Annotated in this window: 26 protein-coding genes; 22 read left to right on the forward strand and 4 right to left on the reverse strand. The window is 33.8% G+C overall.

The annotated features are described in order from the left end of the window. Positions 1 to 10: 10 nt before the first annotated feature. From AC22L0_RS05915 to bcbE, 15 genes are all read left to right on the forward strand, one after another. On the forward strand, positions 11 to 1258 hold the full coding sequence (locus tag AC22L0_RS05915; protein WP_048568913.1) for a hypothetical protein: 1248 nt from the start codon (positions 11 to 13) through the stop codon (positions 1256 to 1258). 12 nt (positions 1259 to 1270) lie between these two features. Continuing rightward, positions 1271 to 1960 (forward strand): response regulator transcription factor, encoded by a 690-nt coding sequence (locus AC22L0_RS05920; protein WP_000036068.1) that lies wholly within the window; start codon positions 1271 to 1273, stop codon positions 1958 to 1960. Further along, the gene (locus AC22L0_RS05925; protein WP_048568915.1) at positions 1957 to 3315 is read left to right on the forward strand and encodes a sensor histidine kinase; all 1359 of its coding nucleotides are present in this window, start codon (positions 1957 to 1959) and stop codon (positions 3313 to 3315) included. The genes AC22L0_RS05920 and AC22L0_RS05925 overlap by 4 nt, the downstream gene beginning before the upstream one ends. A 101-nt stretch (positions 3316 to 3416) precedes the next feature. Next, entirely contained in the window at positions 3417 to 4238 is an 822-nt protein-coding gene (locus AC22L0_RS05930; RefSeq protein WP_000409484.1) for a peptidoglycan-N-acetylglucosamine deacetylase, read from the forward strand. A 14-nt stretch (positions 4239 to 4252) separates the two neighbouring features. Then, the gene (locus AC22L0_RS05935) at positions 4253 to 4909 is read left to right on the forward strand and encodes a YkyA family protein (RefSeq protein ID WP_000873565.1); all 657 of its coding nucleotides are present in this window, start codon (positions 4253 to 4255) and stop codon (positions 4907 to 4909) included. 159 nt (positions 4910 to 5068) lie between these two features. Beyond that, a complete protein-coding gene (locus AC22L0_RS05940) occupies positions 5069 to 5749 on the forward strand; it encodes an MgtC/SapB family protein (protein WP_000119510.1) in 681 nt (226 codons plus the stop codon). A 95-nt stretch (positions 5750 to 5844) separates the two neighbouring features. Further along, complete coding sequence (locus AC22L0_RS05945) at positions 5845 to 6381, forward strand: GNAT family N-acetyltransferase (protein WP_033667347.1); 537 nt, start codon at positions 5845 to 5847, stop codon at positions 6379 to 6381. 320 nt (positions 6382 to 6701) lie between these two features. Then, a complete protein-coding gene (locus AC22L0_RS05950) occupies positions 6702 to 8510 on the forward strand; it encodes an IucA/IucC family protein (RefSeq protein ID WP_001163356.1) in 1809 nt (602 codons plus the stop codon). A 60-nt stretch (positions 8511 to 8570) separates the two neighbouring features. Beyond that, positions 8571 to 10409 (forward strand): IucA/IucC family protein, encoded by a 1839-nt coding sequence (locus AC22L0_RS05955; RefSeq protein ID WP_139894409.1) that lies wholly within the window; start codon positions 8571 to 8573, stop codon positions 10407 to 10409. Continuing rightward, complete coding sequence (locus AC22L0_RS05960; RefSeq protein WP_000909579.1) at positions 10396 to 11634, forward strand: AMP-binding protein; 1239 nt, start codon at positions 10396 to 10398, stop codon at positions 11632 to 11634. Before AC22L0_RS05955 ends, AC22L0_RS05960 begins: the two co-directional genes overlap by 14 nt. Next, positions 11631 to 11897 (forward strand): petrobactin biosynthesis protein AsbD, encoded by a 267-nt coding sequence (gene asbD / locus AC22L0_RS05965; RefSeq protein ID WP_087968015.1) that lies wholly within the window; start codon positions 11631 to 11633, stop codon positions 11895 to 11897. Before AC22L0_RS05960 ends, asbD begins: the two co-directional genes overlap by 4 nt. A 23-nt stretch (positions 11898 to 11920) precedes the next feature. Continuing rightward, positions 11921 to 12904 (forward strand): DUF6005 family protein, encoded by a 984-nt coding sequence (locus tag AC22L0_RS05970; protein WP_000200708.1) that lies wholly within the window; start codon positions 11921 to 11923, stop codon positions 12902 to 12904. A 37-nt stretch (positions 12905 to 12941) separates the two neighbouring features. After that, a complete protein-coding gene (locus AC22L0_RS05975) occupies positions 12942 to 13784 on the forward strand; it encodes a sugar phosphate isomerase/epimerase family protein (RefSeq protein WP_000877670.1) in 843 nt (280 codons plus the stop codon). A gap of 124 nt (positions 13785 to 13908) precedes the next feature. Further along, complete coding sequence (locus AC22L0_RS05980) at positions 13909 to 14115, forward strand: alpha/beta-type small acid-soluble spore protein (protein WP_000113545.1); 207 nt, start codon at positions 13909 to 13911, stop codon at positions 14113 to 14115. Positions 14116 to 14351: 236 nt separating this feature from the next. Then, positions 14352 to 15581 (forward strand): bacillibactin exporter BcbE, encoded by a 1230-nt coding sequence (gene bcbE / locus AC22L0_RS05985; RefSeq protein ID WP_033667350.1) that lies wholly within the window; start codon positions 14352 to 14354, stop codon positions 15579 to 15581. Between the two features lie 53 nt (positions 15582 to 15634). Here bcbE and AC22L0_RS05990 read toward each other — a convergent pair whose 3' ends face one another. Continuing rightward, positions 15635 to 16249, reverse strand: coding sequence for a LysE/ArgO family amino acid transporter (locus tag AC22L0_RS05990; protein ID WP_001287305.1), 615 nt, complete (start codon positions 16247 to 16249; stop codon positions 15635 to 15637). 118 nt (positions 16250 to 16367) lie between these two features. Between AC22L0_RS05990 and AC22L0_RS05995 the strand changes: the two genes are divergently transcribed. Beyond that, positions 16368 to 17810: an aminotransferase-like domain-containing protein gene (locus AC22L0_RS05995; RefSeq protein ID WP_000439399.1), complete on the forward strand. Its 1443-nt coding sequence runs from the start codon at positions 16368 to 16370 to the stop codon at positions 17808 to 17810. A 12-nt stretch (positions 17811 to 17822) separates the two neighbouring features. Next, complete coding sequence (locus AC22L0_RS06000) at positions 17823 to 17990, forward strand: DUF3933 family protein (protein ID WP_000816389.1); 168 nt, start codon at positions 17823 to 17825, stop codon at positions 17988 to 17990. Positions 17991 to 18103: 113 nt separating this feature from the next. Here the strand turns inward: AC22L0_RS06000 and AC22L0_RS06005 are convergent, their stop codons facing one another. Together AC22L0_RS06005 and AC22L0_RS06010 are read right to left on the reverse strand one after the other, a co-directional pair. Continuing rightward, the gene (locus tag AC22L0_RS06005; protein ID WP_087968013.1) at positions 18104 to 19069 is read right to left on the reverse strand and encodes a patatin-like phospholipase family protein; all 966 of its coding nucleotides are present in this window, start codon (positions 19067 to 19069) and stop codon (positions 18104 to 18106) included. Positions 19070 to 19156: 87 nt separating this feature from the next. Continuing rightward, positions 19157 to 19303, reverse strand: a complete 147-nt coding sequence (locus tag AC22L0_RS06010; RefSeq protein WP_000540425.1) for a YjcZ family sporulation protein — start codon at positions 19301 to 19303, stop codon at positions 19157 to 19159. Positions 19304 to 19525: 222 nt separating this feature from the next. Here AC22L0_RS06010 and AC22L0_RS06015 point away from each other — a divergent pair, with 222 nt between their 5' ends. The 4 genes from AC22L0_RS06015 to AC22L0_RS06030 all read left to right on the forward strand — a co-directional run bounded on the left by AC22L0_RS06015 (position 19526) and on the right by AC22L0_RS06030 (position 22387). Next, on the forward strand, positions 19526 to 20278 hold the full coding sequence (locus tag AC22L0_RS06015) for a YwqG family protein (RefSeq protein ID WP_001034837.1): 753 nt from the start codon (positions 19526 to 19528) through the stop codon (positions 20276 to 20278). Positions 20279 to 20428: 150 nt separating this feature from the next. Further along, complete coding sequence (locus tag AC22L0_RS06020) at positions 20429 to 21589, forward strand: transglutaminase domain-containing protein (protein WP_000520858.1); 1161 nt, start codon at positions 20429 to 20431, stop codon at positions 21587 to 21589. A 107-nt stretch (positions 21590 to 21696) separates the two neighbouring features. Continuing rightward, entirely contained in the window at positions 21697 to 21894 is a 198-nt protein-coding gene (locus AC22L0_RS06025) for a DUF4083 domain-containing protein (RefSeq protein WP_001048102.1), read from the forward strand. Between the two features lie 31 nt (positions 21895 to 21925). Continuing rightward, complete coding sequence (locus AC22L0_RS06030) at positions 21926 to 22387, forward strand: NUDIX hydrolase (RefSeq protein ID WP_000024999.1); 462 nt, start codon at positions 21926 to 21928, stop codon at positions 22385 to 22387. Positions 22388 to 22436: 49 nt separating this feature from the next. Here the strand turns inward: AC22L0_RS06030 and nadE are convergent, their stop codons facing one another. Next, positions 22437 to 23255: an NAD(+) synthase gene (gene nadE / locus AC22L0_RS06035; protein ID WP_000174891.1), complete on the reverse strand. Its 819-nt coding sequence runs from the start codon at positions 23253 to 23255 to the stop codon at positions 22437 to 22439. A gap of 268 nt (positions 23256 to 23523) precedes the next feature. On the opposite strand from nadE, the gene AC22L0_RS06040 reads away from it, so the two are divergent. Beyond that, positions 23524 to 25404, forward strand: coding sequence for an FtsX-like permease family protein (locus AC22L0_RS06040; RefSeq protein ID WP_087968009.1), 1881 nt, complete (start codon positions 23524 to 23526; stop codon positions 25402 to 25404). Positions 25405 to 25460 lie beyond the last annotated feature (56 nt).

A 25460-nucleotide genomic window follows, 5' to 3' on the forward strand; every position in this document is an offset into this window, starting at 1 on the left:
AAGATATCATATGCAGAAATGGTTAAGCATGATGGGAATTATCTTTATATTGACTGGATGTAAAATGTCTGAAGCTCCAACAAGTCTAATGGAAGCTCCTACAAATGAAAAATGGATTAATGAATTAAAGGAACAAATTGATAAAGATTTACCTGTTAATTATCGCTTACTTACTCCAATGTCTAACAAAGATAAACAGATGATTTGGTCAATGAATTTTAAACAAGATAATAAGAAAGAAGCCATCTTATTTTATAAATTGCCGAATGAAGATCATAGCGTATATTTAGCCGTATATGAAGAAATCGGAAATGGCTGGAGAATAAAGTCCACACATAAATTTGATGGTGGAGATGTAGATATCGTTGAAGTCGGTGATTTTACAGGGAACGGGAAGAGAGAGTTGTTAATCGGAATCTCTGTAAATCGTGAATCGTTAGAACATGTTATGTATGTTTTTTCAGAAGAAAATGAAGAGATGAAGGAAATATATAATCGAAGTTATACGAAGTTATTCATAGAGGATCTAAATGAAAATGGACTGAAAGATATAAGCCTTGTTACATTTGAAAAAGATGAGAAGCTGACAGTTGAGTTCATGGAACAATTTAAGACTTTATCTGAAGTGTCATACGATCCATTTATAAATAGTATTCAAAGAATACAAATGGGTCGTATATCTAAATCACTAAAGGCGGTAGTAATTGATGCAGGAGTTGGCGCTCATTCAGGTATAACTTATGTAGCAAAATTTGATCAGGATCATTATGAAGTATTACCTATAGATGGGAAAGAAGATTTATTTAATGAATATGTTGTAGAAAGTAAAGATGTTAATGAAGACGGCATTATTGAATTTGTTCGTACTGTACGTCCAAAAGGTTGGGAAGATAAATCACATGGTGATAGTCCGCTTTTTGAACGTTACATACAGTGGAGTGAATCTGGAATTAAACCAATTGAAGAACGATATATAGATATAGAAAAAGGGTATTATGTGAAAATTCCTAAAGAGTTAATAGGGAAAATTACAATACCAGATCAGCAAAAAGAATCAAATTCTCAAAAGTTTTTGGATACAAGAACAAATGAAATATGGCTTGAAGTTCATATTTTTAAGCGGAAAGAATGGTTCAATATAAAAGGCTACAGCGCAGCAATTAAAACAGCTTCTCACGTATATGCAGTACCGAAGCAATCGAAATTTGAAAAAGTGAAAGCATATATAAAACCGCTAGCGGATTATCAACAAGAGTAGGAGGTGGGAATTATGTCAAAAATTTTAGTTTTAGAAGATGAATTAACAATCCGTAGCTTTATTGTTTTAAATTTAAAACGTGCTGGATTTTATGTAATAGAAGCTACTACTGGAGAAGAAGCGTTACAGATTTTGAGTGAACAAACTGTTGATATAGCACTGCTGGATGTTATGTTACCGGGGATTGATGGTTTAGAAGTTTGTAAGGCTATCAGGAAAGAAAATGAAAAAATGGGTATTATTATGTTAACCGCACGTGTACAAGATGAAGATAAGGTGCAAGGACTAGGAATAGGGGCAGATGATTATATTGCAAAACCGTTTAGTCCAGTAGTATTAACTGCACGTATACAGTCTTTATTAAGAAGAATAGAAGTACATGAAGAAAAAACAAATATTGTTACGTCAGGTCCATTTTCGTTAAATATTATAGAAGAGAGATTGTATAAAGATGGACAATTAGTCGATTTAACACCTACAGAGTATATGATATTACAGTATTTAATGAATCAGGCTTCAAAGCCAGTTTCGCGTGATGAAATTTTAAATATGATTTGGGGAACCAATTACGTAGGTGAAACGAAAGTAGTAGATGTAAATATGAGACGGTTACGTCAAAAAATAGAATGTAATCCATCAGAACCTGAATTTATTCTTACGGTGTGGGGAAAAGGATATGTGTGGAAGGAAAGTATAAGATGAAACGGAAAGTGACTCTATATTTTATGACGGTCATTACACTTATGCTTGTATTATTTGAAGTTGTATTTTCAGTCTCAATTTATCGATACTATTATAATGGTATTGTGCAATATATAGAGTCTCATGCGAAAACGAGTACACGTTTTTTTTCAGAATACAATTCACTATACTTTATTCGATTACAAGAATATAGTGGTGACATAATTAGTAGCTTTCAATTAGAAGGAACAGAATTACAGTTAATTGATCGTCACGGCTCGGTTATACAATCTTCAATTGGTGAAAAGGTAGAAGATAAAGTGAATATTCCACAATCATTATTAGAAGGTGAAATGTATAATCAAGTTACTACGAAAGGTAATAAAAAACAACTAGAGGTGCTAAGCCCACTTATACATCAAGGACAAACTATTGGTGTTTTAAAATATACGACTGTTTTAACAAATGTAAATAAAAAGATTATTGAAATCATTACGTTTACTATTTCTGTAGGTATTGTTATTTCAGGAGTTGCCTTCTTAATTAGTAGACGTTTGGCAAATTCATTTGTTGAGCCAATTGAATCCATTATTCAAGCCTCTTCACAAATTGCAGAAGGCACATTAAAGCAAAAAATTAAAGAAGATTATCCTGGAGAATTAGGTGACTTGGCACATAGTTTAAATTATATGGCCTATAAAATAGATAAGGCTGAGCAGATGAAAAATGAATTCATTGCTTCTATTTCGCACGAAATACGAACGCCTTTAACAGGAATTAAAGGTTGGAGTGAGACGTTAAAAACAGTAGATCATTTAACAGAAGAAGAAATAAAGCAAGGTATGGGCATTATTTCAGGTGAGACAGATAGGTTAATTCATTTAGTAGAAGAATTGCTAGATTTTTCAAGATTACAATCAAATCATTTTAATTTATATAAACAAAAGGTGCAATTGTACGATATACTAGAGGAGACGATTTGGCAATTAACTCCTAAATCGGAAGAGAAGGAAATTCAATTTATTACTACTATAGATCGAATTGAATTGATGGGAGATCGAAATAGGCTAAAGCAAGTTTTCTTGAATATTGTTCAAAATGCAATTAAGTATTCACATGAAAAAAGCACAATACACATTGAAGCGACTAAAATAGAAGGACAAGCAGTGATTAAGGTAAGAGACGAAGGGATTGGAATTGCTAAAGAACATTTACCATATATTGAGCAATCATTTTACCAAATTAATAATCATGCTGCAGGTGCAGGTATTGGTTTAGCTATCGTTAAAAAAATGGTAGACCTTCATGGCGGTGCGCTTAGTGTTACAAGCAAAGAAGGAATAGGAACAACAATTTTGATAAAACTCCCATTATAATACAAATAAAATCTATTTATATGGTGAAATAAAAATAAATAGATGTATAATTATATTGGGCGATTTATATATAAGATTAATAGGGAGAGGAATTCGATAGAATGGAAAAAGCTTTAAAAATTAAACAAATAGTAGTCGTTTTAATAGCGATTGCCGCAGTAGCTATTGGGTATTACATGTTTCAATCAATTACTTCACCAGCAAAAGCTGTTGCGAAACAAGAAAATGTAGTGCAGCTTGCAAGTGAACAGCCGAAAGTTGAAATGAATAAAACGGCACCAAGTCGTTTTAATGGAAAAGAAAGAAAAGTTGCTTATCTTACATTTGACGATGGGCCAGGGAAATATACGGCTGAATTATTAAATACGCTAAAACAACATGATGCGAAGGCGACGTTCTTTTTAATTGGAGCGAATGTAAAAGAATTTCCTGATTTAGTGAAACGTGAAAATGCTGAGGGTCATTATGTAGGCATGCATAGTATGACACATAATTTCGCAAAGTTATATAAAAATGGCGAGTATGTAAATGAGATGAAAGAAGATCAAGGTTTAATCGCTAATATTATTGGGAAATCACCTAAATTAACACGTCCTCCATATGGTTCGATGCCTGGATTAAATGAAGGTCTTCGAAATAAAGTGGTAGAAGGCGGATTTAAAGTATGGGATTGGACAATTGATTCATTAGATTGGAGATACAATAAAATGCCAGTTGATGCAGCTGCAGCACAAATTGCTCAAAATGTATTAACAAACGCAACAAAACCACAAGAAGTAATTTTAATGCATGATATTCACCCGCAATCAGTTGCTGCTGTGCCAGCAATTTTAAAAGGGCTAAAAGAAAAAGGTTATGAGTTCGAAGCTTATCATGAAGAAAGTCACTTCCCAGTGAACTTCTGGCATGATAACCGTATGTAATGGAGGAATGAACGTTGAAGTATGGAAAAGTAGCAGTAGTTGGAGCATTATCAGTAGGACTTTTAACAGGTTGTTTCGGTGAAAAGCCAGAAGAAAATCTATATACAGCTTTTGAAACAGCAGCAACACAAGAAAAATCTTTAGTGGATGAAGCAAAAAAATTAGAGCAGTTAGAGAAACAAGGGCAAGAATTATATGCTCAAATTTTGCAAGAAGGTAAAGATCATAATGAAGCAGTTGTGAAGAAAATAGAGCAAGCTACTGCAAATGTAGATGATCGTGAAAAAGTATTGAAAAGTGAGAAAGAAATGCTAGAAAAAGCACAGAAGGAAACGAAATCTGTTCAAAGTAATATAGAGAAGATTGAAGATAAGAAGTTACAAAAACAAGCAAAAGCAGTAGAAGAGTCGTATAAGAATCGTTATGATGCATTCCAAAAGATGAATGAAAATTACACGAAAGTGTTAGCGACTGAAAAAGAACTGTATGAAAAATTAAAAGTAAAAGAAACGAAATTAAAAGAAATCGGTGAAAAAGTTAAAACTGTTAATGAATTAAATGTGGAAGCACAAAAGTCGAAAGAGCAGTTTAACAAATTTACAAAAGAGTATAATGACAGTAAATTAGCATTCTACAAAGATGCAGAAATTAAGATTAAAGATCAGAAATAAAGAAGAATCTAAAGTGTAATAAAAAGCCGGAGAAACATCGTTATAAATGTTTTTTCGGTTTTTTACGTTAAATGAATAGAAAAGACTGGAATTGATATCATAAAAGAGTTATAGTGAGTTATTCTAAGGGAAACATTGTAAAGTAAGGAGAATGGGAATATGTCATATGAATTTTTACTCAAATTAGGTTTAGCACTCTTTTTAGGATTATTCATCGGGATAGATAGGCAGCTAAAGAATAAACCACTGGGTGTGAAAACAAGTATGGTTATTTCTGTAGCAAGTTGTTTAATTACGATGGTTTCAATTGAATCTGTGCATGTATATTCTGTTCCAGGACATACAAATATGGATCCGATGCGACTGGCCGCTCAAATTGTTAGTGGAATTGGTTTTCTTGGCGCAGGTGTCATTTTACGAAGAAGTAATGACGTTATTTCTGGATTAACAACAGCTTCTATGGTGTGGGCTGCTTCAGCTTTAGGGATCGCAATTGGTGCAGGATTTTATTTACAAGCGACAGTTGCTATGGTTTTAATTATTTTAGCGATTAATGTACTTCCGCAACTTGTGAAAATTGCAGGACCGTATTCATTAAGACAAAAGGATTTATCTATAAAAATTACTGTTAAAGAGCATCATGAGTTAGATGGTATATTTAAGCAAATTAAAAATTTAGGCATGCATGTGAAACGCGTGAAAATTAAAGATATAGATAGTGGAGCATTTCAGCAACTGGAGATGGTTATTTTAGCTCCAGAAGATTTATATACAACAGAGTTATATAGTTCCCTGAAAGAGATTGATCGAGTAGTTTCAGTTGAAGTGGAAAGTAGATAATTGTGATAAAAAAGAGTGAAGTTCAAATTCACTCTTTTTTATTTGGATTTTTAAGGAATGAAATTGATATAATGATGAGTAATAAGGGGGGAGAAATGATGGGAATACATATTAGAAGAGCAATAAAGGATGATATACCAGGTATAGCAAAGGTGCATGTTGATAGTTGGAAGACAGCGTATAAAGGGATATTTGCTGACGAAATTCTAGATAATATAGCATATGAGAAACGAGAAAAACAATGGGAAGATATTTTTCAAAAAGAAGGTAATCATCAATTTAGATTTGTAGCAGAGAATTTAAATGGAGAAATAGTTGGATTCATCGATGGGGGAGTAGAAAGAACTGGTACATATAATTGTGATGGAGAATTATATGCAATCTACCTTTTACAACAGTATCAAGGAATGAAAATAGGACAAAAGTTATTTCAAGCTTTATTATCGGATTGTATAAACAATGATATGCAATCACTTTTAGTTTGGGTTGTTACGAATAATCCTTCTAAAAAGTTTTATGAAAAATTTAACCCTGAAAAAATTGATACGAAATTTTTAGAGAGAGTAAGGGTAGAAGAAACAGCGTATTGTTGGAGAGATTTAAATTTGTTACAAAAACAAACAGCTATATAGATTTATACATATAATAATATTATGTAAACATATCATAGGGAAAGGTATACCTCATTTGGTGTACCTTTTTATTAATCCATCAAAAAATGGATTAATAAAAAATAGTAGGTAATTAGTTTGAAAGCAAGAAATTTTCTAGTGTACTTTTAACTAGATTAAAGAAAAGAAAGAAAAAAATAAAAATTTAATTTGATAAAAAATTCCGAAATATACTCTTGAATTGAATATCATTATCAATTAGAATCAGAATTGATAACGATATTCAATTATCGTTTATTATATAAAATTTCGATAGCTTTAATATAAAGAGGAGGACCAACATGCAGCATGCGAAACAAATCGCAGAACATGCAACATTACAAAGCTTTTTAAACTGTTATTTAAGAGAAACAGGGAGTGGAGAATGGATTACAGAGGATGAAAGAATGAAAAGTATCTTCAGTAATACGTTGAATAGAGATACAGTCCCCACATATTTATGTTGTCGGCTATCGGCACAGAACGTTACTTTGTATGGAGAAGTTATATATAAATCATCAACAGATCGCCATTTGTTTGGAGAACAATTTTATTATCAAATTGGAGATAGTAATTCCGTTATTACAGCAGATTACGTTACAGTTATTACGTTTTTAATAAAAGAGATGTCGATCAACTACGGAGAAGGAACGAATCCTGCGGAACTTATGCTTCGAGTTATCCGCAGTTGTCAAAATATTGAGGAATTTACAAAAGAGAGAATAGAAGATACATCCGCATTATACGGTTTCCATACAACTTTTATAGAAGCGGAGCAGTCTTTATTATTTGGGCATTTAACTCATCCTACACCAAAGAGTAGACAGGGGATATTGGATTGGAAAAGTGCAATGTATTCTCCAGAATTAAAAGGGGAATGTCAGCTTCATTATTTTCGGGCACATAAAAGTATAGTAAATGAAAAATCATTATTATCAGATTCTACAACAACGATTATAAAAGAAGAATTAAGTAATGATGAGATGGTTAGTAAGGAATTTATAGCGAAGTACTGTAAGGAAGATCAATATGCATTAATTCCAATTCATCCGCTTCAGGCAGAATGGCTCTTGCATCAAGCTTACGTACAAGATTGGATAATTCAAGAATTGCTTGAGTATATTGGTCCTGTAGGTAAGTATTATATGGCAACATCATCACTAAGGACGCTATATCATCCCAATTCGAAGTATATGCTTAAGTTTTCATTTCCGGTGAAAGTAACGAATTCAATGCGTATTAATAAACTGAAAGAACTTGAGAGTGGTCTTGAAGGGAAGGAAATGTTAAATACGGCTATTGGTGAAGTACGAGAAAGATTTCCAGGATTTGATTTTATTTGTGATCCAGCCTTTATTACATTAAATTATGGAACACAAGAATCTGGATTTGAAGTGATTATTCGTGAGAATCCTTTTTATAGTGAACATGCAAACGACGCAACATTAATTGCTGGGCTAGTTCAAGACGCTATACCTGGGGAGCGTACGCGGTTATCGAATATTATTCATCGCCTAGCAGATTTAGAAAGTAAAAGCTGTGAAGAAGTAAGCTTAGAGTGGTTTAGACGATATATGAATATTTCTTTAAAGCCAATGGTATGGATGTATTTACAGTATGGTGTTGCATTAGAAGCTCATCAGCAAAATAGCGTTGTTCAGCTAAAAGATGGTTATCCGGTCAAATATTATTTCCGTGATAATCAAGGATTTTATTTCTGTAATTCAATGAAAGAGATGCTTAATAATGAATTAGCTGGTATTGGAGAACGTACTGGAAATTTATATGACGACTATATTGTGGATGAGAGATTTCGTTACTACTTAATTTTCAATCATATGTTTGGCCTCATTAATGGTTTTGGCACAGCAGGATTAATTAAGGAGGAAATTCTTCTCTCGGAATTAAGGTCTGTACTTGAATCATTCCTTCCATATAACCGGGAACCTTCTACATTTTTAAGAGAATTATTGGACGAAGATAAGTTAGCGTGTAAAGCAAATTTACTAACGAGATTTTTCGATGTCGATGAGTTAAGTAATCCATTGGAGCAAGCTATTTATGTGCAAGTACATAATCCACTCGTTAGAGAAGTGGCTGTTCGTTCATAAGTAACGTTAAAATTTCACGTAATACAAATAATGGTATTTTGTCATAAGGTGGAGGGTTTTATGAGAGTGGACATGTATCATACGAAAGTATTGAAGGCGCTCGAATCAGAAGATTACATTTCAGTACGAAGAAGAGTGCTACGTCAATTAGTAGAATCGTTAATTTATGAGGGGATTATTACACCGGTTCGCATAGAAAAAGAAGAACAACTTCTTTTTCTAATACAAGGACTTGATGAAGAAGGCAAAAGTGTCACGTACAAATGCTATGGCAGGGAACGGATGACATTTGGACGTATTTCGTTAGACTCATTAATAGTAAGAGTTCAAGATGAACAGCAAGAAATACAATCTGTCTCGCAATTCCTAGAAGAAGTTTTTCGGGTTACTAGTGTAGAACAAGCTAAATTAGATTCTTTTATACACGAATTAGAACAAACAATATTTAAAGACACGATTGCACAATATGAAAGAAATAATAAGAGAGAATATACTCAAAAATCTTACGATGAGTTTGAAAGCCATTTAATAGACGGCCATCCATATCATCCTAGTTATAAAGCACGTGTTGGATTTCAATATCGTGACAATTTTCAATATGGTTATGAATTTATGCAGCCAATAAAACTCATATGGATTGCAGCGCATAAGAATTATGCGACTGTAGGTTATGAGAATGAAGTGATGTATAACAACCTTTTAAAAGAGGAGATTGGCGATCGTAAATTAGAAGAGTTTATGGAACGAATTCGTAATAAGGGATGTAATCCAAAACAGTACGTGTTTATACCTGTTCACCCATGGCAGTGGGTGAATTTCATCATTTCAAATTATGCGGATCATATACAGGGGAAATTTATTATTTATTTAGGAACATCTGAGGACGATTATTGCGCGCAACAGTCAATGAGAACATTAAGAAATATTACGAGTCCAAAGAAACCGTACGTTAAATTATCGATGAATTTACTCAACACTTCAACACTTCGTACGCTGAAACCATACTCTGTTGTGAGTGCACCAGCAATATCAAATTGGTTAAATGATGTTGTAAGTAATGACGCCTATTTAATGGATGAAGCACGTTTAATCTTGTTAAGTGAGTTTTCAAGTGTAACGTATGACACGAATAAAAAAGCTATATATGGTTCATTAGGATGTATTTGGCGCGAAAGCATTCATAAGTATTTAGATGCACAAGAAGATGCAATTCCTTTTAATGGTTTATACGCTAAAGAGAAAAATGGTACACCAATTATTGATGCGTGGTTGAATAAATATGGAATGAAGGATTGGCTACAATTACTTATTCAAAAAGCGATAATACCAGTTATACATCTTGTTGTAGAGCATGGCATCGCACTGGAATCACATGGACAAAATATGATTCTAGTCCATAAAGAAGGGGTGCCTGTTCGTATTGCGTTAAAGGATTTTCATGAAGGGCTTGAGTTTTATCGTCCATATTTGAAAACGGTTGACAAATGTCCCGACTTTACTAAAATGCATAAAACATATGCGAATGGAAAAATGAATGATTTCTTTGAAATGGATCGCATTGAATGTTTGCAAGAGATGGTGTTAGATGCACTATTCCTGTTTAATTTAGGAGAATTAGCATTCGTACTTGCGGATGAATATGGATTGAAAGAAGAACATTTTTGGATGATGGTTGTTGAAGAAATTGAAAATCATTTAAGAATATATCCACATTTGAAAGGTAGATTTGAAAATATTCAATTATATGCACCTACATTCTATGCTGAACAATTAACGAAACGTCGATTATATATGGATCTGGAATCGCTTGTTCATGAAGTTCCAAATCCATTGTATAGAGTAAGACAACTTATGAAACAAAAATCAGCTGTTACAGGGGGAAATTATGCTAATCGTTAATAAACAAGAGTATAGCAAAAGTGATTTTGAATCGAGATTACAAGTTTATGAGGAAATGGAACAATTTAAAGAAGCAGAAGGAAATAGATTTGCACTTTGTCTGAAAGATCCATTCGATATTATTACGATTGTGTTTTTCTTAAAAGAAAAGAAATCATCAGTATTACTTATACATGAAGATACACCAAAAGAAACAGCTATTGAAATGGCAAAGCGTGCAAATTGTGTAGGAATTTTATATGGAGAATATGGCGATTTTACAAAATTAGAAGTAGGGAACTTTTTACTAGAAGAGCCTTCTTTATTGCAATATAGTTCTGGAACTACAGGGGAACCGAAACTAATTCGTAGAGCATGGACGGAAGTTGATACGGAAATTACCGCTTATAATGAAGCTTTAAACTGTGAAGTAGATGAAGTTCCAATCGTTATGGCTCCTGTTTCACATTCATACGGACTAATATGTGGTACTTTATCAGCAATTAAGAGGGGGAGCCAGCCTGTAATCATTACGAATAAAAATCCTAAATTCGCATTAAATATAGTTCGCAATACAGAGAAACATATTATATATGCAGTACCACTTATGTTACACATTATGGGGAGTTTTCCATTAGGAACGTTCCAGTTTCATAAAATTATGACATCAGGATCGCCTTTGCCAGAAGCACTATTTTATAAACTAAAAGAAATGACAACATATATGATGCAGCAATACGGTTGTTCTGAAGCAGGTTGTATTAGTATATGTCATGATATGAAGAGCCATTTAGATTTAGGAAACCCTTTACCTCATGCGAGTATAAGCATAGGTTCAGATGAAAATGCACCGGAAGAAATCGTCGTGAAAATGAATGATAAGGAAATCTTCACGAAAGATTTAGGGTATAAATCTGAGCGTGGCATTCATTTTATGGGGCGTATGGACGATGTAATTAATGTTTCGGGATTAAAAGTCTTTCCTATAGAGGTAGAAGAAACGATGCTTCGATTGGAAGGTGTTCAAGAGGCAATTGTATATCGAGGGAAACATCCTGTCATGGGCGAAATAGTTAAAGCGAAAGTGATCTCTCATGTTGATCCAGTACAAATAAGAGAATGGTGTATTCAGCACTTACCTTCTTATAAAGTTCCCCATGAAATTGAAAGTGTAAATGAAATTCCTAAAAATAAAACTGGAAAAGTAAGTAGAAAGTTACTAGAGATGGGAGAGGTTACAACATGAGACGGGAAGCGTTAAAGAATGCCGTGTTAAAAATTATGATAGAAAAAATGGAACTGAAAAATGTAACGCATTTAGAAGAAACGATGCGCTTAAATCAAGATTTATATATGGATTCGGTAATGATGTTACAGCTTATTGTATACATAGAAATGGATATAAAGCTATGCGTTCCAGAGGATGAGGTAGATCCAAAGGCATTTCTTACTGTAGGATCTTTGCTTGATTTTATGGAGGAGTTACAAGAAGTAAATGTGAATAACTAACCTTTAGGAAAGTGGATGAGAGTATGACTTCAATAAAAGTGCACTGTTTAGTGAGTTGTTTTTGTGAAATTATAAAAAGGCGTAGCGACATTGATTTTCGTCCATTTTATTTTGGACTATGGGATGGAGATTTTGATATAACAGAAGGCGGAATTATTTCATATCACTCTGAAAACATTAACCATGATCATTATTTACTTTGGTTTGAAAAATTGTACGGTATTAAAGTAAACGAATGGTATGATCATGCAAAAGATAAAGATAGCAATGTAGAAACGTTTTTAGAATTAGTAGAAAACAAGCCGGGAAATCGTTATGTCATTGTAATGGTTGATATGTCTCTATTACCAGAGAGGGAAAATAAATTTCATCAAAAACCGTTTCCACATTATTTAATGATATCAAAAACAGAGAAAGAAGAAGAGTGGTTCATGCTAGATCCTGATTTTCGTTGGGAAGGAAATATGGAAAGAGAAAAAGTACTTCACTCTATTCAAGATAACCCATTTGGTGGAGGGTATTTCATTGATATAGAAGGAATTGGGGAGCCAACGCAAGAAACAGTAGCTAGTTATTTCACAGAAACATTCAAAAAGAACGACAATGAACTGACTATGGAGCTGAAAAATTTAATTGTAAAAATGGCAAATGAGGAAGAAGGATATGCGCTTTCTGGACTTGTAGCAGCAGTAAAACAAATACCAGTACTTGCAATTCGTAAATATAGTTATGAGCATGCCTTTGCATACTTCCGTGAAACGTTGCAATATTCGGAGCAAGAATTTGATTATTGGTGTGATCGGGTAGAGGATATTGTACAAGGATTTACAAATGTACAGTATCGTGCAATTAAAATGGCAATGACGAATAATAAAGGTATGCTAGTATCGATTATTGAAAAACTGGATGAAATGAATGCGATTGAACTGCAAATTAAGAAGGAATTAGAGAGACAGTTTCTATCATGGAAAGGTATGAAAACAAATCAGTCTGTCGCAACTTTTTAATAAGCTAACTGAATTTAAGATAGGGGAGTTTAATGCTATGAAATATTCGCTATGTACCATTTCATTTCGTCATCAATTAATTTCATTTACTGATATTGTTCAATTTGCATATGAAAACGGTTTTGAAGGAATTGAATTGTGGGGGACTCATGCACAAAATTTGTATATACAAGAACGCGAAACGACAGAACGAGAATTGACTTTTCTAAAGGATAAAAACTTAGAAATTACGATGATAAGTGATTACTTAGATATATCATTATCAGCAGATTTTGAAAAAACGATAGAGAAAAGTGAACAACTTGTAGTACTAGCTAATTGGTTTAATACGAATAAAATTCGCACGTTTGCTGGGCAAAAAGGGAGCAAGGACTTCTCGGAACAAGAGAGAAAAGAGTATGTGAAGCGAATACGTAAGATTTGTGATGTGTTTGCTCAGCACAATATGTATGTGCTGTTAGAAACACATCCCAATACACTAACGGACACATTGCCTTCTACTATAGAACTATTAGAAGAAGTAAATCATCCGAATTTAAAAATAAATCTTGATTTTCTTCATATATGGGAGTCTGGCGCAGATCCAATAGACAGTTTCCATCGATTAAAGCCGTGGACACTACATTACCATTTTAAGAATATATCTTCAGCGGATTATTTGCATGTGTTTGAACCTAACAATGTATATGCTGCAGCAGGAAGTCGTATTGGTATGGTTCCGTTATTTGAAGGTATTGTAAATTATGATGAGATTATTCAGGAAGTGAGAGGTACGGATCTTTTTGCTTCCTTAGAATGGTTTGGACATAATGCAAAAGAGATATTAAAAGAAGAAATGAAAGTATTAATAAATAGAAAATTAGAAGTAGTAACTTCGTAATGTGAAATGATGTGAGAGTCTCGTTTTAGAGGCTCTTTTTTTATGGTAAAAAATAACCAAAAATTTCCATGTATTTTAATTTGAATTTAACACAATTTATATATAAATAAGGAGGTGATTGGTAATGGCTAGAAATCGTAATTCTAATCAATTAGCATCACATGGAGCACAAGCAGCTTTAGATCAAATGAAATATGAAATTGCACAAGAGTTTGGTGTACAACTTGGCGCTGATACTTCTTCACGTGCAAACGGTTCTGTAGGCGGTGAAATTACAAAACGCCTTGTAGCGATGGCAGAACAACAACTTGGTGGCGGATATACTCGCTAATTGTAGAAGGTTATAGGAGAAAGGAAGGATTCTTCCTTTCTTTTTTTTTCAATTAATTGGTATGGATATATTGTGAACTGGATTCAAAGAATAGGAATAATACTATAATTTCCCCAATTTCTTTTGTTGTGAATGGGAAGTAGTAAAGATGTAATAGCCCTGGTGGAATGAAAAGTTACGTTCCAGCGGGGCTATTATATGGTAAGAAATATATGATGAAAGGTTTCGAAGCCAACATGTTAAAAAAAGAAAACTGTTGTTTAATTGCGCTTGCATCAGTTCCACTTGTTATGACATTAGGGAATTCAATGCTCATCCCAATTCTGCCGACTATTGAAAAGAAATTACATATTTCATCGTTTCAAGTATCCATGATTATTACAATTTACTCTATCGTAGCCATTCTACTTATACCGATTGCTGGTTATTTATCAGATAGATGGGGACGAAAGATGGTAATGGTTCCGAGTTTGCTGATTGCAGCTATAGGAGGAGCGATAACTGGTTGGGTATCTTGGAAAGTTGATAATCCCTACAATTGGATATTGATTGGTAGAGCGATTCAAGGTATTGGTGCTGCTGGTGCAATGCCAGTTGTTATACCGTGTGTTGGTGATTTATACAAAGACGAAAAACAAGTTAGTACAGGTTTAGGAATCATAGAAACATCCAATACATTTGGGAAAGTGCTGAGCCCTATTTTAGGGTCTGCTCTTGCTGCCGTTGTATGGTTCTTACCATTTTGGGCGATTCCAATTTTATGCGTAGTATCAATTGTTTTATTACTTGTTCTAGTAAAGGCAAAGAAACAAGAAGGAGAAGTACCACCACTTAAAGAGTTTATAAAATCTATTCTGTCTACGTTTCGAGAAAAAGGAAGATGGTTAATTGCCATTTTTGCATTAGGTGCAATTATTATGCTTATTTTATTCGGAATTCTCTTTTATTTGTCGACTATACTGGAATCAAAGTATGACATTCATGGTATATGGAAAGGGTGTGTGCTTGCTATCCCGTTACTTGTACTGTCACTTAGTTCATATATGGCCGGTAAAAAAATTGGAGATAATCAAAATGTTATGAAGAAGTGTATCTATATTGGTTTTTTAATGGCAGCTGCATCAGTCATCATTCCTTTATTTATAAAAGGGATTTATTTACTACTTCTTTGTCTCGTTATTATGGGGATAGGGATTGGTATGGCACTCCCATGTTTAGATGCCCTCATTACACAAGGAATTGAAAAGGAGCAAAGGGGAACAGTTACGTCATTTTACAGTTCAATGCGATTTATCGGTGTAGCAGCTGGACCACCTTTATATTCTTTTTTCATGAAAGGGGCGGACCATGAAGTGTTTTATTTGACTAGTATTTTCGCTGCCATTGGTGCTGTCATAGCAATCATTTGGATTAAACCAGCAAAGGATGCAAAGGCGGTAAAACAGAAACCGGAACCTACTTCATAATTTGTAAGAGAATTGCATGATGTTTTGAGTAACATGCAATTCTCTTTCGTTCATTAAGAATAAATAACTTGTTTTAACATATAAAGTGCGACACCCCATATGATGAGACCAGAAAATTTATTTAATAATAAAATTGTCTTTCCGGTTGAGTCTAGTCTTTTTAGAAATTTCCCCGCTAAAGCTAAGCTTATAAACCAAATCCAAGAAACGATAATAGTTGCAAGTGTGAAAGCCCATTTTTCACTTCCTATGTATTGAATAGAATTTGTTCCAATTACACCGATTGTGTCTAAAATAGCATGTGGATTTAATAACGAAACTGATGCTGCGAAAAGGATTTGCTTTTTTAAGGGCATACTTTTTTCTTGTGTTACATCGTTGGAAGGGCTACTTCTCCAAATAACAAAGCCCATGTATAGGAGAAAGAAAAATCCAATTATATATAATGAGTTAGTTAGCCAAGAAAAAGTAAGGAGTACAAGGGAGACACCTTGCACTGCAATCAATATGAGTAACGTATCACATATAGAGGCAGTTAATACTACAGGGGCTGCCCTCCAAATGTTTGGTTGGCTCGCACCTTGGTTAAAGACAAAAACATTTTGTACACCTAATGGAATGATAAGTCCAAATGCAAGAATGATACCATGAATAATTGCTTCACTCATCATATTACCTCCTATTTTAATTCATTATGATAGTGTATATTGTATAGAAGAAATGAAAATTTGTATCCATCCATATGGTTGGGGAGGTTACCAACCAAAAAGAATATAAGGTGATATGATGGAAAGATTCGTTTGGAAACCGGATATGTCTCTAGCGACGCCGCTGTATAAACAAATAGAAACGTATATAAAAGAAAGGATCGTTAATGGAGAATGGACCGTTGGAACGAAATTACCTTCACAAAGAGATTTGGCCCATACATTTGGTGTGAATCGAAGCACAATTGTAATGGCTTTCGATGAACTAGTTGCGAAGGGATATATTGAAGGGAATGGCAGGAAAGGAACAATTGTTGTAAATAATAATGAGAATGTTTCAACTTACGCACCCCCGCCTAATTGGCAGTCTTATGTAGAAACAGGACTTCATTATCCGAATCTCCCAGCTATTCAAGAGATTAATCAAGCTGAATTTTACCCACATGTAATTCGGTTAGGAACAGGTGAGCTCGCGCCGAGTCTCTTACCTGAGAAAAAGATGAAAGAAATTATGAATAACCTTTTAAAGTCAAATGTGACGCTTGGGTATGAAGAGCCGAAAGGAAATCTTTATTTAAGGGAAAAGATTTCCGAATACTTAAAGGAGCATGGCGTATATGTATCTCCTGACTCTATATTAATTGTTTCAGGAGCAATTCAAGCGCTGCAACTTATTTCTATGGGGCTTCTTTCGAAAGGGGCATCAATCTTATTAGAGAAACCATCCTATTTATATTCGCTTAATGTTTTTCAATCAGCAGGAGTACGTTTAATTGGAATCCCAATGGATGAAAGCGGGTTACATACATCATATATTAAGAAATATAAGAAGCAATTTAATGCCTCTATTTTATATACAATCCCGTCTTTTCATAATCCAACGAACTTTAGTATGAATGCGAAGAAACGAATAGAAGTGATGGAAATATGTAATGAAATTGGATTACCTATTATAGAGGACGCAGTGTATCAAGACTTATGGTTTGATGCACCTAGTTCGAAACCTTTAAAAGCCTATGATAAAAATGGAATCGTACTACATATTGGAAGCATGTCCAAAGTAATTAGTCCAGGTTTAAGAATTGGATGGATTGTTGGACCCGAGCCAGTAATTCAAAGATTGTCAGACATAAAGATGCAAACAGATTATGGTTCAAGCACTATATCCCAGCAAATTGCAGCAGAGTGGTTTACAAATGGTCTATATGATGAGCATTTGCGATTTGTAAGAAGTGAATTGAAAAAACGAAGAGATTTTATGTTACTAATGTTAGATAAATATCTTCGTGAAATAGCAACTTGGCATGAACCAACAGGCGGGTTTTATATATGGGTACATATAAAAGTACCCATTTCATATCGCAGTTTATTTGATAAAGCTCTGCAAGAAAAGGTTTTATTAAACCCAGGTACTTTATATGATAGAAGTGCAAATCAATTTTTGCGCCTATCGTATTCATACGCAACGTTAGAAGAAATTGAAATAGGTATAAAAAAACTTGCACAACTAATGAAAAAGTAAGAGGAGAAAGTAATGAAACAATATGTAATTTGCCAAATGATCAATGGAGAAAAATATTTAGCTGCTTATGCGGAGACGAAGCAAGAGGCGATTGAAAAAGCAGAACTGTTAGGATTAAGAACGGGAAATCGTTACATAGTTATAACTGCAGAAGAAGCCGAAGGCTTAACGTATCCTTAAACAATGTATGAGATTATATAGGAAGTAAATAAGTCTAGTAATATAAGAATTTACTAGGCTTATTTACTATTAAGTTGTTAAACGTTCTCGTATTTATACGCAAAGTAATAATATTATGAGTCAAGTTGACGAAAAAATCGATTTGTCTTTCGGTCTTGATTTCCTTTTCTATACTCATCAATATATTGCCTAAAGTTCCAAGCTTGTAAAAATTTATTAGCAGAGTTATAACCAGAATTGTAAAGCCAGTCTTTTTCTTCCTTCGTCAGTTCAAAATTAGTACTTGTAATCGTTCCTGTTGGAATTGTAATCGTTCTTGCTTTTGATTCTTTATCTAAATGACGTAAATCATGAGCTTGCATCATTGTTTTAAATAGTCCTTTGAACATAGAAATAGGCTCGTTATAGTGAGCAGGGTCAGCTTGAATCTCATCTTTTACAAAATGAAATCCGAAAGTCGGCCAGCGAGGAGCGGTAGGTGAATCGAAGATCCAAATTGGATAATTACTTAGAATTCCTCCGTCAATCATATAACAAGGCTGCTTCCATTTTGGAGTTCTCCATTTTACGGGTTCAAAGAAGAAGGGGATTGTACTACTCATTCTTACCGCTTTAGCGATAGAGAAGCGATAATTTAAAAATCCATAGTTTGGTAAGTCGTCAGGAAAGACAACCATTTTACCATTACTAATATCAGAAGCGATGATTTTGAGTTTGTTTAGATCCGGTAAATCAGTAAATAAATGAACACCTTTTTTTCGAAGTAATTCTTCAATCCATTCTTCTATAAATACATTAGAGTATATACCTAGAGTAGTCCATGCACTTAGTCCTTTTCCGATAAAGGGGATTTTGTCAATAAAGGTTTTCTTCGTAAATTTGTTATAATCGATATCAGTTATAATGGTTTTTAGCTCTGAACAAGAATATCCTGCAGCTAAAAGTGCCGCGATAATTGCACCAGCTGATGTTCCAGCTACACGTTCCCATTCATAACCTTTTTCGGCTAACGCGCAAATTGCCCCAACATGCGCAATACCGCGCACACCGCCTCCTTCAAAAACACCATCAATCTTCATTAAACATACTTCCTTTCAAATAAAAGATTTGGAAATGGCAAAAAAGCACGTATTGTACGTGCTTTTTTACAATGGTTTTTAAGTTTACTAGCAGCCTACAAAGCCGCCCCAACAGCTAGCTCCGATGATGATTAGAAGGATGAATAAAACGATTAATAAAGCGAAACCTCCGTAACCACAACCACCACAGCTACCGCCGTAACCGTAACCGCCGCAACTATATCCGTAACCCATGTGGAATTCCTCCTTATATTAAAAATAAAAATGAACGAGGGGAAAATGTACTGGAAGAACTAAAGAACTATCGTGTTTGTAGGAACAATGTATAGTATGCTTTTTTAAACTTGTTCGCGTACGAAGGATAAGCCCGTTTTTGGAGGCTTGTTGATTTTGTAAAGAATGAAGTATAATCTTTGTACTATGATATAAATAAGTATGTAAATGTAAGGAGAATTTATGAATAAAAAAATTGAAGTATTAATTGATAAATATGAACTAACACACTTGAAAGAGGAACTTATTAATACTGTATTTCCTTGTATAAAAGTTGTGCCAAAGCAGCAGGAAACTGTTGCGATAGGTAGTTCGAAAATGGGAGGAGTTCCTGATTTACCAGCTTTATTTGAATATCCAAAGCATAAAGGAAATCCACTACAATTTATCGCGCAATTTAACTTAAGTGATTTACAAAACGTTGGTATGGATCACAATCTTCCTAAGACGGGGATGCTGTATTTCTTTTGCATTGAAAATTATTTTGAAGAAAATGTGAAGCTAACAGAGGGTGGGCGTGTACTTTATTATGATGTTCCTGTAGAGCAATTACGAAGAGGAAATGAAGTACAAGCGAAATATAACCAGTGTGCAATTACTTTTGAACTGACATACAAATTACCAGAACTTTTCATTGAAGATGAGGCTGATTCAGATCGTTTCTTGCAATTACTTGAAGAGCTAATTCCGGATAACTACGATAACCATCAAATGTTTGGAGAGCCATTCTCTGTACAAGAAGAAGTGTTATATGAGACGGGAGAATATATGGGAGTAGACCCGCAGCAAATGACTCTTTTATTCCAAATTGATTCAGATCATAAAAATTGTAATATGGTTTGGGGAGAACTAGGGATGCTATATTTCTGTATTAGTAATGAAGATTTGAAAAATCAACGTTTTGAAAATACATGCTGCGTATTACAAACATGCTAATGAAAAAAGGTTGTTCTTTTTAAAAGAACAACCTTTTTATGTGAATTAGTTAATATGCATAATCTCATATGACCTATACGAAAAAGTATTGTATACTCTGAAACTATACGATACTTTTTCGTATAGTTATAGAATATAAGGAGTGACAAGATGGGAAAGACAAGTAAGTATGTGACAGCTGCCGCACTTTGTTCAACTATAGTAATGGGAGGCTTACAAGCGTCATCTGTATCTTATGCAGCTACAAATCCGACTACAGTGACAGCACAATCAGATGTAAAGTTATTAGATGATTTCAGAAAAGAATTAAAAAAACAGATTGATAATCGAGAAGAAAATATTACAATCACATATAAAACAAAAGATAGAAATGCTAGAAATATTATGGATCAATTGTATGGTGAGTTTAATAAAATTGTAGATGCTGATGAGTATGTAAAATATAATGTAGCATCTACTAGATATTCCATTAAAGGAATGCCAGGGGACTATACGTTTACACTGCAAGTAAAATACCGTGAATCAAAAGAACAAACTCAATATGTAAAAGCTCAGGCGAAATCAATTGTTGGATCAATTGTAAAACCAGGGATGGATGAGCATGAGAAAGTAAAAGCTATTCACGATTACGTTGTTAAGCATGTGTCTTATGATACGTCTTATCAAGCGTATACAGCATATGAAGCATTAGCGAATCGTTCTGCCGTTTGCCAAGGATATACATTATTGACGTATGAGTTGTTAAAAGAGGCAGGTATTCAAAATCATATTGTAACAGGCACAGGAAACGGACAAGCTCACGCGTGGAATTTAGTGAACATTGAAAACAAATGGTATCACCTAGATACTACATTTGATGATCCAGTACCAGATAAAGCAGGGCGTGCAACTTACTCATATTTTAATATGTCTGACGAACAGTTAAGTAAAGATCATGAATGGGATCGTAGCAAATATCCAGCGGCAACTACAAGTTATTTTGGTGAATTAACAAATAAAATAAAAGCTGGTAGCTCAAAAACTGTCGTATATGAGCAGATGTTAAAAGAAACAAATTTACAATACTTATCTGCAGAATACGGAGCAGAAAATTATAATGAATTTAAGCAAAAGTTGCAGCAAAAGTTTGCAACCAAACCAGAAAAAGTAGAAGTACGATATAAGCAGTCCATGGATGGGACGATGCAAGATATAAAGAAAGTATTAAATGAAATAAATTGGCCAAAAGGTGCAAAGCGTGTGTCTTATCAAGTAGCGCCTTACAGTGCATTGGCGGGTTATTCATTAGCGACAATTACATTTACGTATTAAGCAATGAGAAAGAGCATCTGTAAAAGATGCTCTTTTTATATTTATCGATCACTTTAAAATTTGGGGAATTATGTGATAAAATAAAAAGGAGAGGATGTGAATGCTGAATGAACTTGTTCGAAAGTAATATTTTTACATTGATATATACTTGTTTAGTAATCGGACTTATCGTTTTGTTTTTCATATCATTTACTTTGTTTATTAGAAGAGTATTACAAAGCAGTGCTGCAAAGAAACACCACGTGATTAATATGAACCAGAAGCTAGATCGAATCATTGAATTGCTTGAAAAAGATAAGAAATAGCGATAGAAGAGGTATGAAAAGGGGAAAGAGAATGGCCAATTATATAAAAGAATTACGTGAAAAAGTAGGACATGATTATGTTTTCTTAAACTTTGCCGGTGGTTGTGTATTTAATAAAGAAGGAGAAGTATTACTGCAAAAAAGAGGAGACTTTAACGCTTGGGGATTTCCAGGTGGTGCAATGGAGATAGGAGAATCAGCTGCGGAAACTGCAATCCGAGAAATAAAAGAAGAAACCGGGTATGATGTAGAAATAAATGAGCTTATTGGAGTGTATACAAAATATTTTCAATCATATCCAAATGGAGACAAGGCCCAGTCAATTGTGATGTTCTTTTCATTCTCAATAGTTGGAGGTGACAAAAAAGTAGATGGTGATGAAACGTTGGATTTGAAGTTTTTCCCGTTAGACGACATGCCACCGTTATTTTGTAAACAACATGAAGATTGCCTGCAAGATTTATTGGAGAAAAGAGTAGGGGTATATCGTTAACATATAAAAAAGAAGCTAAATGAAGATTAGCTTCTTTTTTATGTTTAATTTATTTCCACCAATCATCAAACATTGACGCTGGTACTTGTCTTTTATGCTCACTCACTGTGTAACGTTTTTCAATTTTCTCTGCAACGTCAGCTGGAACTGCTTTACCTTCTAAATAATCATCTAATTGATCATAAGTAATACCTAACTCTGTTTCATCAGCTTGACCTGGTTTTTCATCTAATAAATCAGCTGTTGGCATTTTTAAGTACAGTCGCTCGTCTGCGCCTAACTCTTGTAATAATGCACGTCCTTGGCGCTTCGTTAATCCCGTTAATGGTAATAAATCTGCACCACCATCTCCGAATTTTGTAAAGAACCCTGTTACAGCTTCTGCAGCGTGATCTGTTCCGATAACAAGTAGCCCTTTTTGTCCACCAATTGCATATTGAGTAACCATACGGATACGTGCTTTCACGTTACCTTTATTGAAATCTGTTAATGATTCACCCAATAAGTTTTCATATTGATTTGAAAAAGCATCAACAGTTGAAGCAATATCAAATGCAACAGATTGATCTGCTTGAATGAATTGTAATGCTAATTGTGCATCATCTTCATCTTTTTGTACTTTATAAGGAAGACGCACGGCGATAAACGTTGCATTACCACCTTCGTTACGAATTTCTTCAACTGCAAGTTGTGCTAAGCGTCCTGCTAATGTAGAGTCTTGTCCGCCGCTAATACCAAGTACAAATCCTTTTGCACCTGTTTTTTTTACATAATCCTTTAAGAAATCAACTCGTTTACGAATTTCAATTTTTGGATCAATTACAGGCTGAACATGTAATGCTTTCATAATCTGTTCTTGTAATGTCATTATGTTTCCTCCTATTCATATTAAAGCGGTAATTAAGTTTATATGTATAATGGTACATACTTCTATCCTTTATTATTTCGCAAAATTAACGAATATACAATAGGATGTGTGTATGAATATGAATGTAGTCATTATAAATAAAGTACTACGTATAAGCAATTTTTTAAACCTTTCAAAAATGTAAGGTTTTTGTCATTTGAATCGATGGAAGGTATTTCCGCACTTTACTAATATAAAAACATAGATAGTAGAAGGGCGGAGAAGTAATATGAACATTAGAGAACTAGCATATCGGAATGTAACCCGAAATAGACGGACATACTCAGCCTATTTTTTGAGTAGTGCATTTGCAATTATGGCCTTTTTTGTGTATTCATTTTTTGCGTTTCATCCGGCATTAAGTGCAGGAGAATTAGGTCAGTACATATTCGTAAGTATGTCTTTTGCACAGTCTATTATTTACTTATTTACATTCTTCTTTATTTTATATTCGATGGGAATGTTTTTAAAAACGAGAAAGCGTGAAATAGGAATTTTAATGATGCTAGGTATGACGAAATATCAATTAAAGCGTCTGATCTTTTTTGAAAATATTATGATTGGAATAGGGGCAATTATTTTTGGTATTCTTTCAGGTATGTTATTTTCAGGGGGATTACTATTTGTCGCTCCGATGATATTGAAACTAGATATCTCCTTATCCTATTACATACCGATGAAAGCAATTGTTGTAACGAGTATTATGTTTTTTATTTTATTTATGATCATATCATTGTTTAGTGCAGGAATGATTCGTAAAAATAAGATTATGAAGTTGTTTAGAGGATCAGCAGAGGCGAAACCGGAACCGAAAGCATCAATCATTTCTTCCATATTAGCAGTAGTATTGCTTAGTGCTGGCTATGTAGGAGCTCTTCTATCACATGGAGCAATGGTATTTATTATGATGATTCCTGTTACAACGGTAGTTATTATTGGGACGTATTTGTTGTACAAGCAGCTGAGTGTCTTTATTATTCGATTATGTAAAAAAAGTAAACGTTTCTATTGGACACAGACTAATATTATTACGTTATCAGATTTAGCGTATCGCATGAGAGATAACGCAAGAATGTTCTTTATTGTAACCATTATTTCTACTGTAGCATTTTCCGCAATAGGGACATTAGTTGGCTTCGCATCCATGACGAAAGGGATAATGGAGAGACCGATTTCGTTTCATTACCATTCTAAGCAAGGGAATAGTAACGAATCACAGCATATACAAATGATTGACAAAGGATTAAAGAAACATAGTATAGCAGCTTCAAAAACTAATATTTCGACAAAGAAAACGGAGGAACAGTCGTTAAGAAGCGCCATTTTTATAAAAGAATCAGACTATAAGAAATATGCAAAGTTAACAGAAGAACCATTTAATACTGTAGCAAATAAAGAAGTTGTATTTTTGTCAGCTAATATACCAGGGCCAACGATGAAAGAAAGAAAAGAAATTACTTTACCTAATATGAATGAAAATTTAAAAGTGAAAAAAGTTACCTCATCTTCATTGGGGAAAATATTAAGAGGAAATGTTTATGTAATCTCTAATAGTCAATATGATTCATTACAAGATGGGTTTATAGAGACAAAAGATTATATGTATAAAACTGAAAGAACGAAAGATGAGATTGAAATTGGTAAAGAGCTTACGCATCAAATTAAACCGTATCAAGAATATTCAACGTTTAGTGCGGAAGAGTACGAGCAAAACCAAAGTTTACAAATTACAGGACCGATTTTATTTGTAGGTTTCTTTATTGGTATAGTATTTTTCGTTTGCGCAGGAAGTTTCCTTTACTTCCGTTTATTCTCCGATTTGGAGGATGATGTTCGTTTGTTCGAAATGATTCGTAAAGTTGGATTGACAAGTAGGGAATTATCGAAGGTAGTTACAATTCGATTGGCGCTTTTATTCTTCGTTCCAATTGGTGTTGCAACATTACATGGAGCAGTAGCCTTAACGGCGTTAGGGCAAATGTTTGAGTACTCATTGTTTAAAGAAAATACAGTTGTATTAAGTATTTTCATAGTTATTCAAGTTGTATACTTCTTACTTATAAGATCCCGTTATGTAAAACAATTAAAAGAGAGATTACGTATGCATTAAATGTGTTTTTTTAACTCGAGTACAAAATTTTCTAAAAAGAGGCAAGTATTGTCAAA

The sequence above is a fragment of the Bacillus sp. LQ01 genome (assembly GCF_057624735.1).

What these genes read in the sequence shown, in the direction of transcription:
- nadE (WP_000174891.1), bottom strand. Translation starts at nt 23,255, where the DNA reads ATGACATTACAAGAACAGATTATGAAAGCATTACATGTTCAGCCTGTA.
- AC22L0_RS06030 (WP_000024999.1), top strand. Translation starts at nt 21,926, where the DNA reads ATGGCCAATTATATAAAAGAATTACGTGAAAAAGTAGGACATGATTAT.
- AC22L0_RS05955 (WP_139894409.1), top strand. Translation starts at nt 8,571, where the DNA reads ATGAGAGTGGACATGTATCATACGAAAGTATTGAAGGCGCTCGAATCA.
- AC22L0_RS05950 (WP_001163356.1), top strand. Translation starts at nt 6,702, where the DNA reads ATGCAGCATGCGAAACAAATCGCAGAACATGCAACATTACAAAGCTTT.
- AC22L0_RS05920 (WP_000036068.1), top strand. Translation starts at nt 1,271, where the DNA reads ATGTCAAAAATTTTAGTTTTAGAAGATGAATTAACAATCCGTAGCTTT.
- AC22L0_RS05970 (WP_000200708.1), top strand. Translation starts at nt 11,921, where the DNA reads ATGACTTCAATAAAAGTGCACTGTTTAGTGAGTTGTTTTTGTGAAATT.
- AC22L0_RS06010 (WP_000540425.1), bottom strand. Translation starts at nt 19,303, where the DNA reads ATGGGTTACGGATATAGTTGCGGCGGTTACGGTTACGGCGGTAGCTGT.
- AC22L0_RS05960 (WP_000909579.1), top strand. Translation starts at nt 10,396, where the DNA reads ATGCTAATCGTTAATAAACAAGAGTATAGCAAAAGTGATTTTGAATCG.
- AC22L0_RS05975 (WP_000877670.1), top strand. Translation starts at nt 12,942, where the DNA reads ATGAAATATTCGCTATGTACCATTTCATTTCGTCATCAATTAATTTCA.
- AC22L0_RS06000 (WP_000816389.1), top strand. Translation starts at nt 17,823, where the DNA reads ATGAAACAATATGTAATTTGCCAAATGATCAATGGAGAAAAATATTTA.
- bcbE (WP_033667350.1), top strand. Translation starts at nt 14,352, where the DNA reads ATGTTAAAAAAAGAAAACTGTTGTTTAATTGCGCTTGCATCAGTTCCA.
- AC22L0_RS06005 (WP_087968013.1), bottom strand. Translation starts at nt 19,069, where the DNA reads ATGAAGATTGATGGTGTTTTTGAAGGAGGCGGTGTGCGCGGTATTGCG.
- AC22L0_RS05925 (WP_048568915.1), top strand. Translation starts at nt 1,957, where the DNA reads ATGAAACGGAAAGTGACTCTATATTTTATGACGGTCATTACACTTATG.
- AC22L0_RS05945 (WP_033667347.1), top strand. Translation starts at nt 5,845, where the DNA reads ATGATGGGAATACATATTAGAAGAGCAATAAAGGATGATATACCAGGT.
- AC22L0_RS06025 (WP_001048102.1), top strand. Translation starts at nt 21,697, where the DNA reads ATGAACTTGTTCGAAAGTAATATTTTTACATTGATATATACTTGTTTA.
- AC22L0_RS05915 (WP_048568913.1), top strand. Translation starts at nt 11, where the DNA reads ATGCAGAAATGGTTAAGCATGATGGGAATTATCTTTATATTGACTGGA.
- AC22L0_RS05930 (WP_000409484.1), top strand. Translation starts at nt 3,417, where the DNA reads ATGGAAAAAGCTTTAAAAATTAAACAAATAGTAGTCGTTTTAATAGCG.
- AC22L0_RS05940 (WP_000119510.1), top strand. Translation starts at nt 5,069, where the DNA reads ATGTCATATGAATTTTTACTCAAATTAGGTTTAGCACTCTTTTTAGGA.
- AC22L0_RS06020 (WP_000520858.1), top strand. Translation starts at nt 20,429, where the DNA reads ATGGGAAAGACAAGTAAGTATGTGACAGCTGCCGCACTTTGTTCAACT.
- asbD (WP_087968015.1), top strand. Translation starts at nt 11,631, where the DNA reads ATGAGACGGGAAGCGTTAAAGAATGCCGTGTTAAAAATTATGATAGAA.
- AC22L0_RS05990 (WP_001287305.1), bottom strand. Translation starts at nt 16,249, where the DNA reads ATGAGTGAAGCAATTATTCATGGTATCATTCTTGCATTTGGACTTATC.
- AC22L0_RS06040 (WP_087968009.1), top strand. Translation starts at nt 23,524, where the DNA reads ATGAACATTAGAGAACTAGCATATCGGAATGTAACCCGAAATAGACGG.
- AC22L0_RS05980 (WP_000113545.1), top strand. Translation starts at nt 13,909, where the DNA reads ATGGCTAGAAATCGTAATTCTAATCAATTAGCATCACATGGAGCACAA.
- AC22L0_RS06015 (WP_001034837.1), top strand. Translation starts at nt 19,526, where the DNA reads ATGAATAAAAAAATTGAAGTATTAATTGATAAATATGAACTAACACAC.
- AC22L0_RS05995 (WP_000439399.1), top strand. Translation starts at nt 16,368, where the DNA reads ATGGAAAGATTCGTTTGGAAACCGGATATGTCTCTAGCGACGCCGCTG.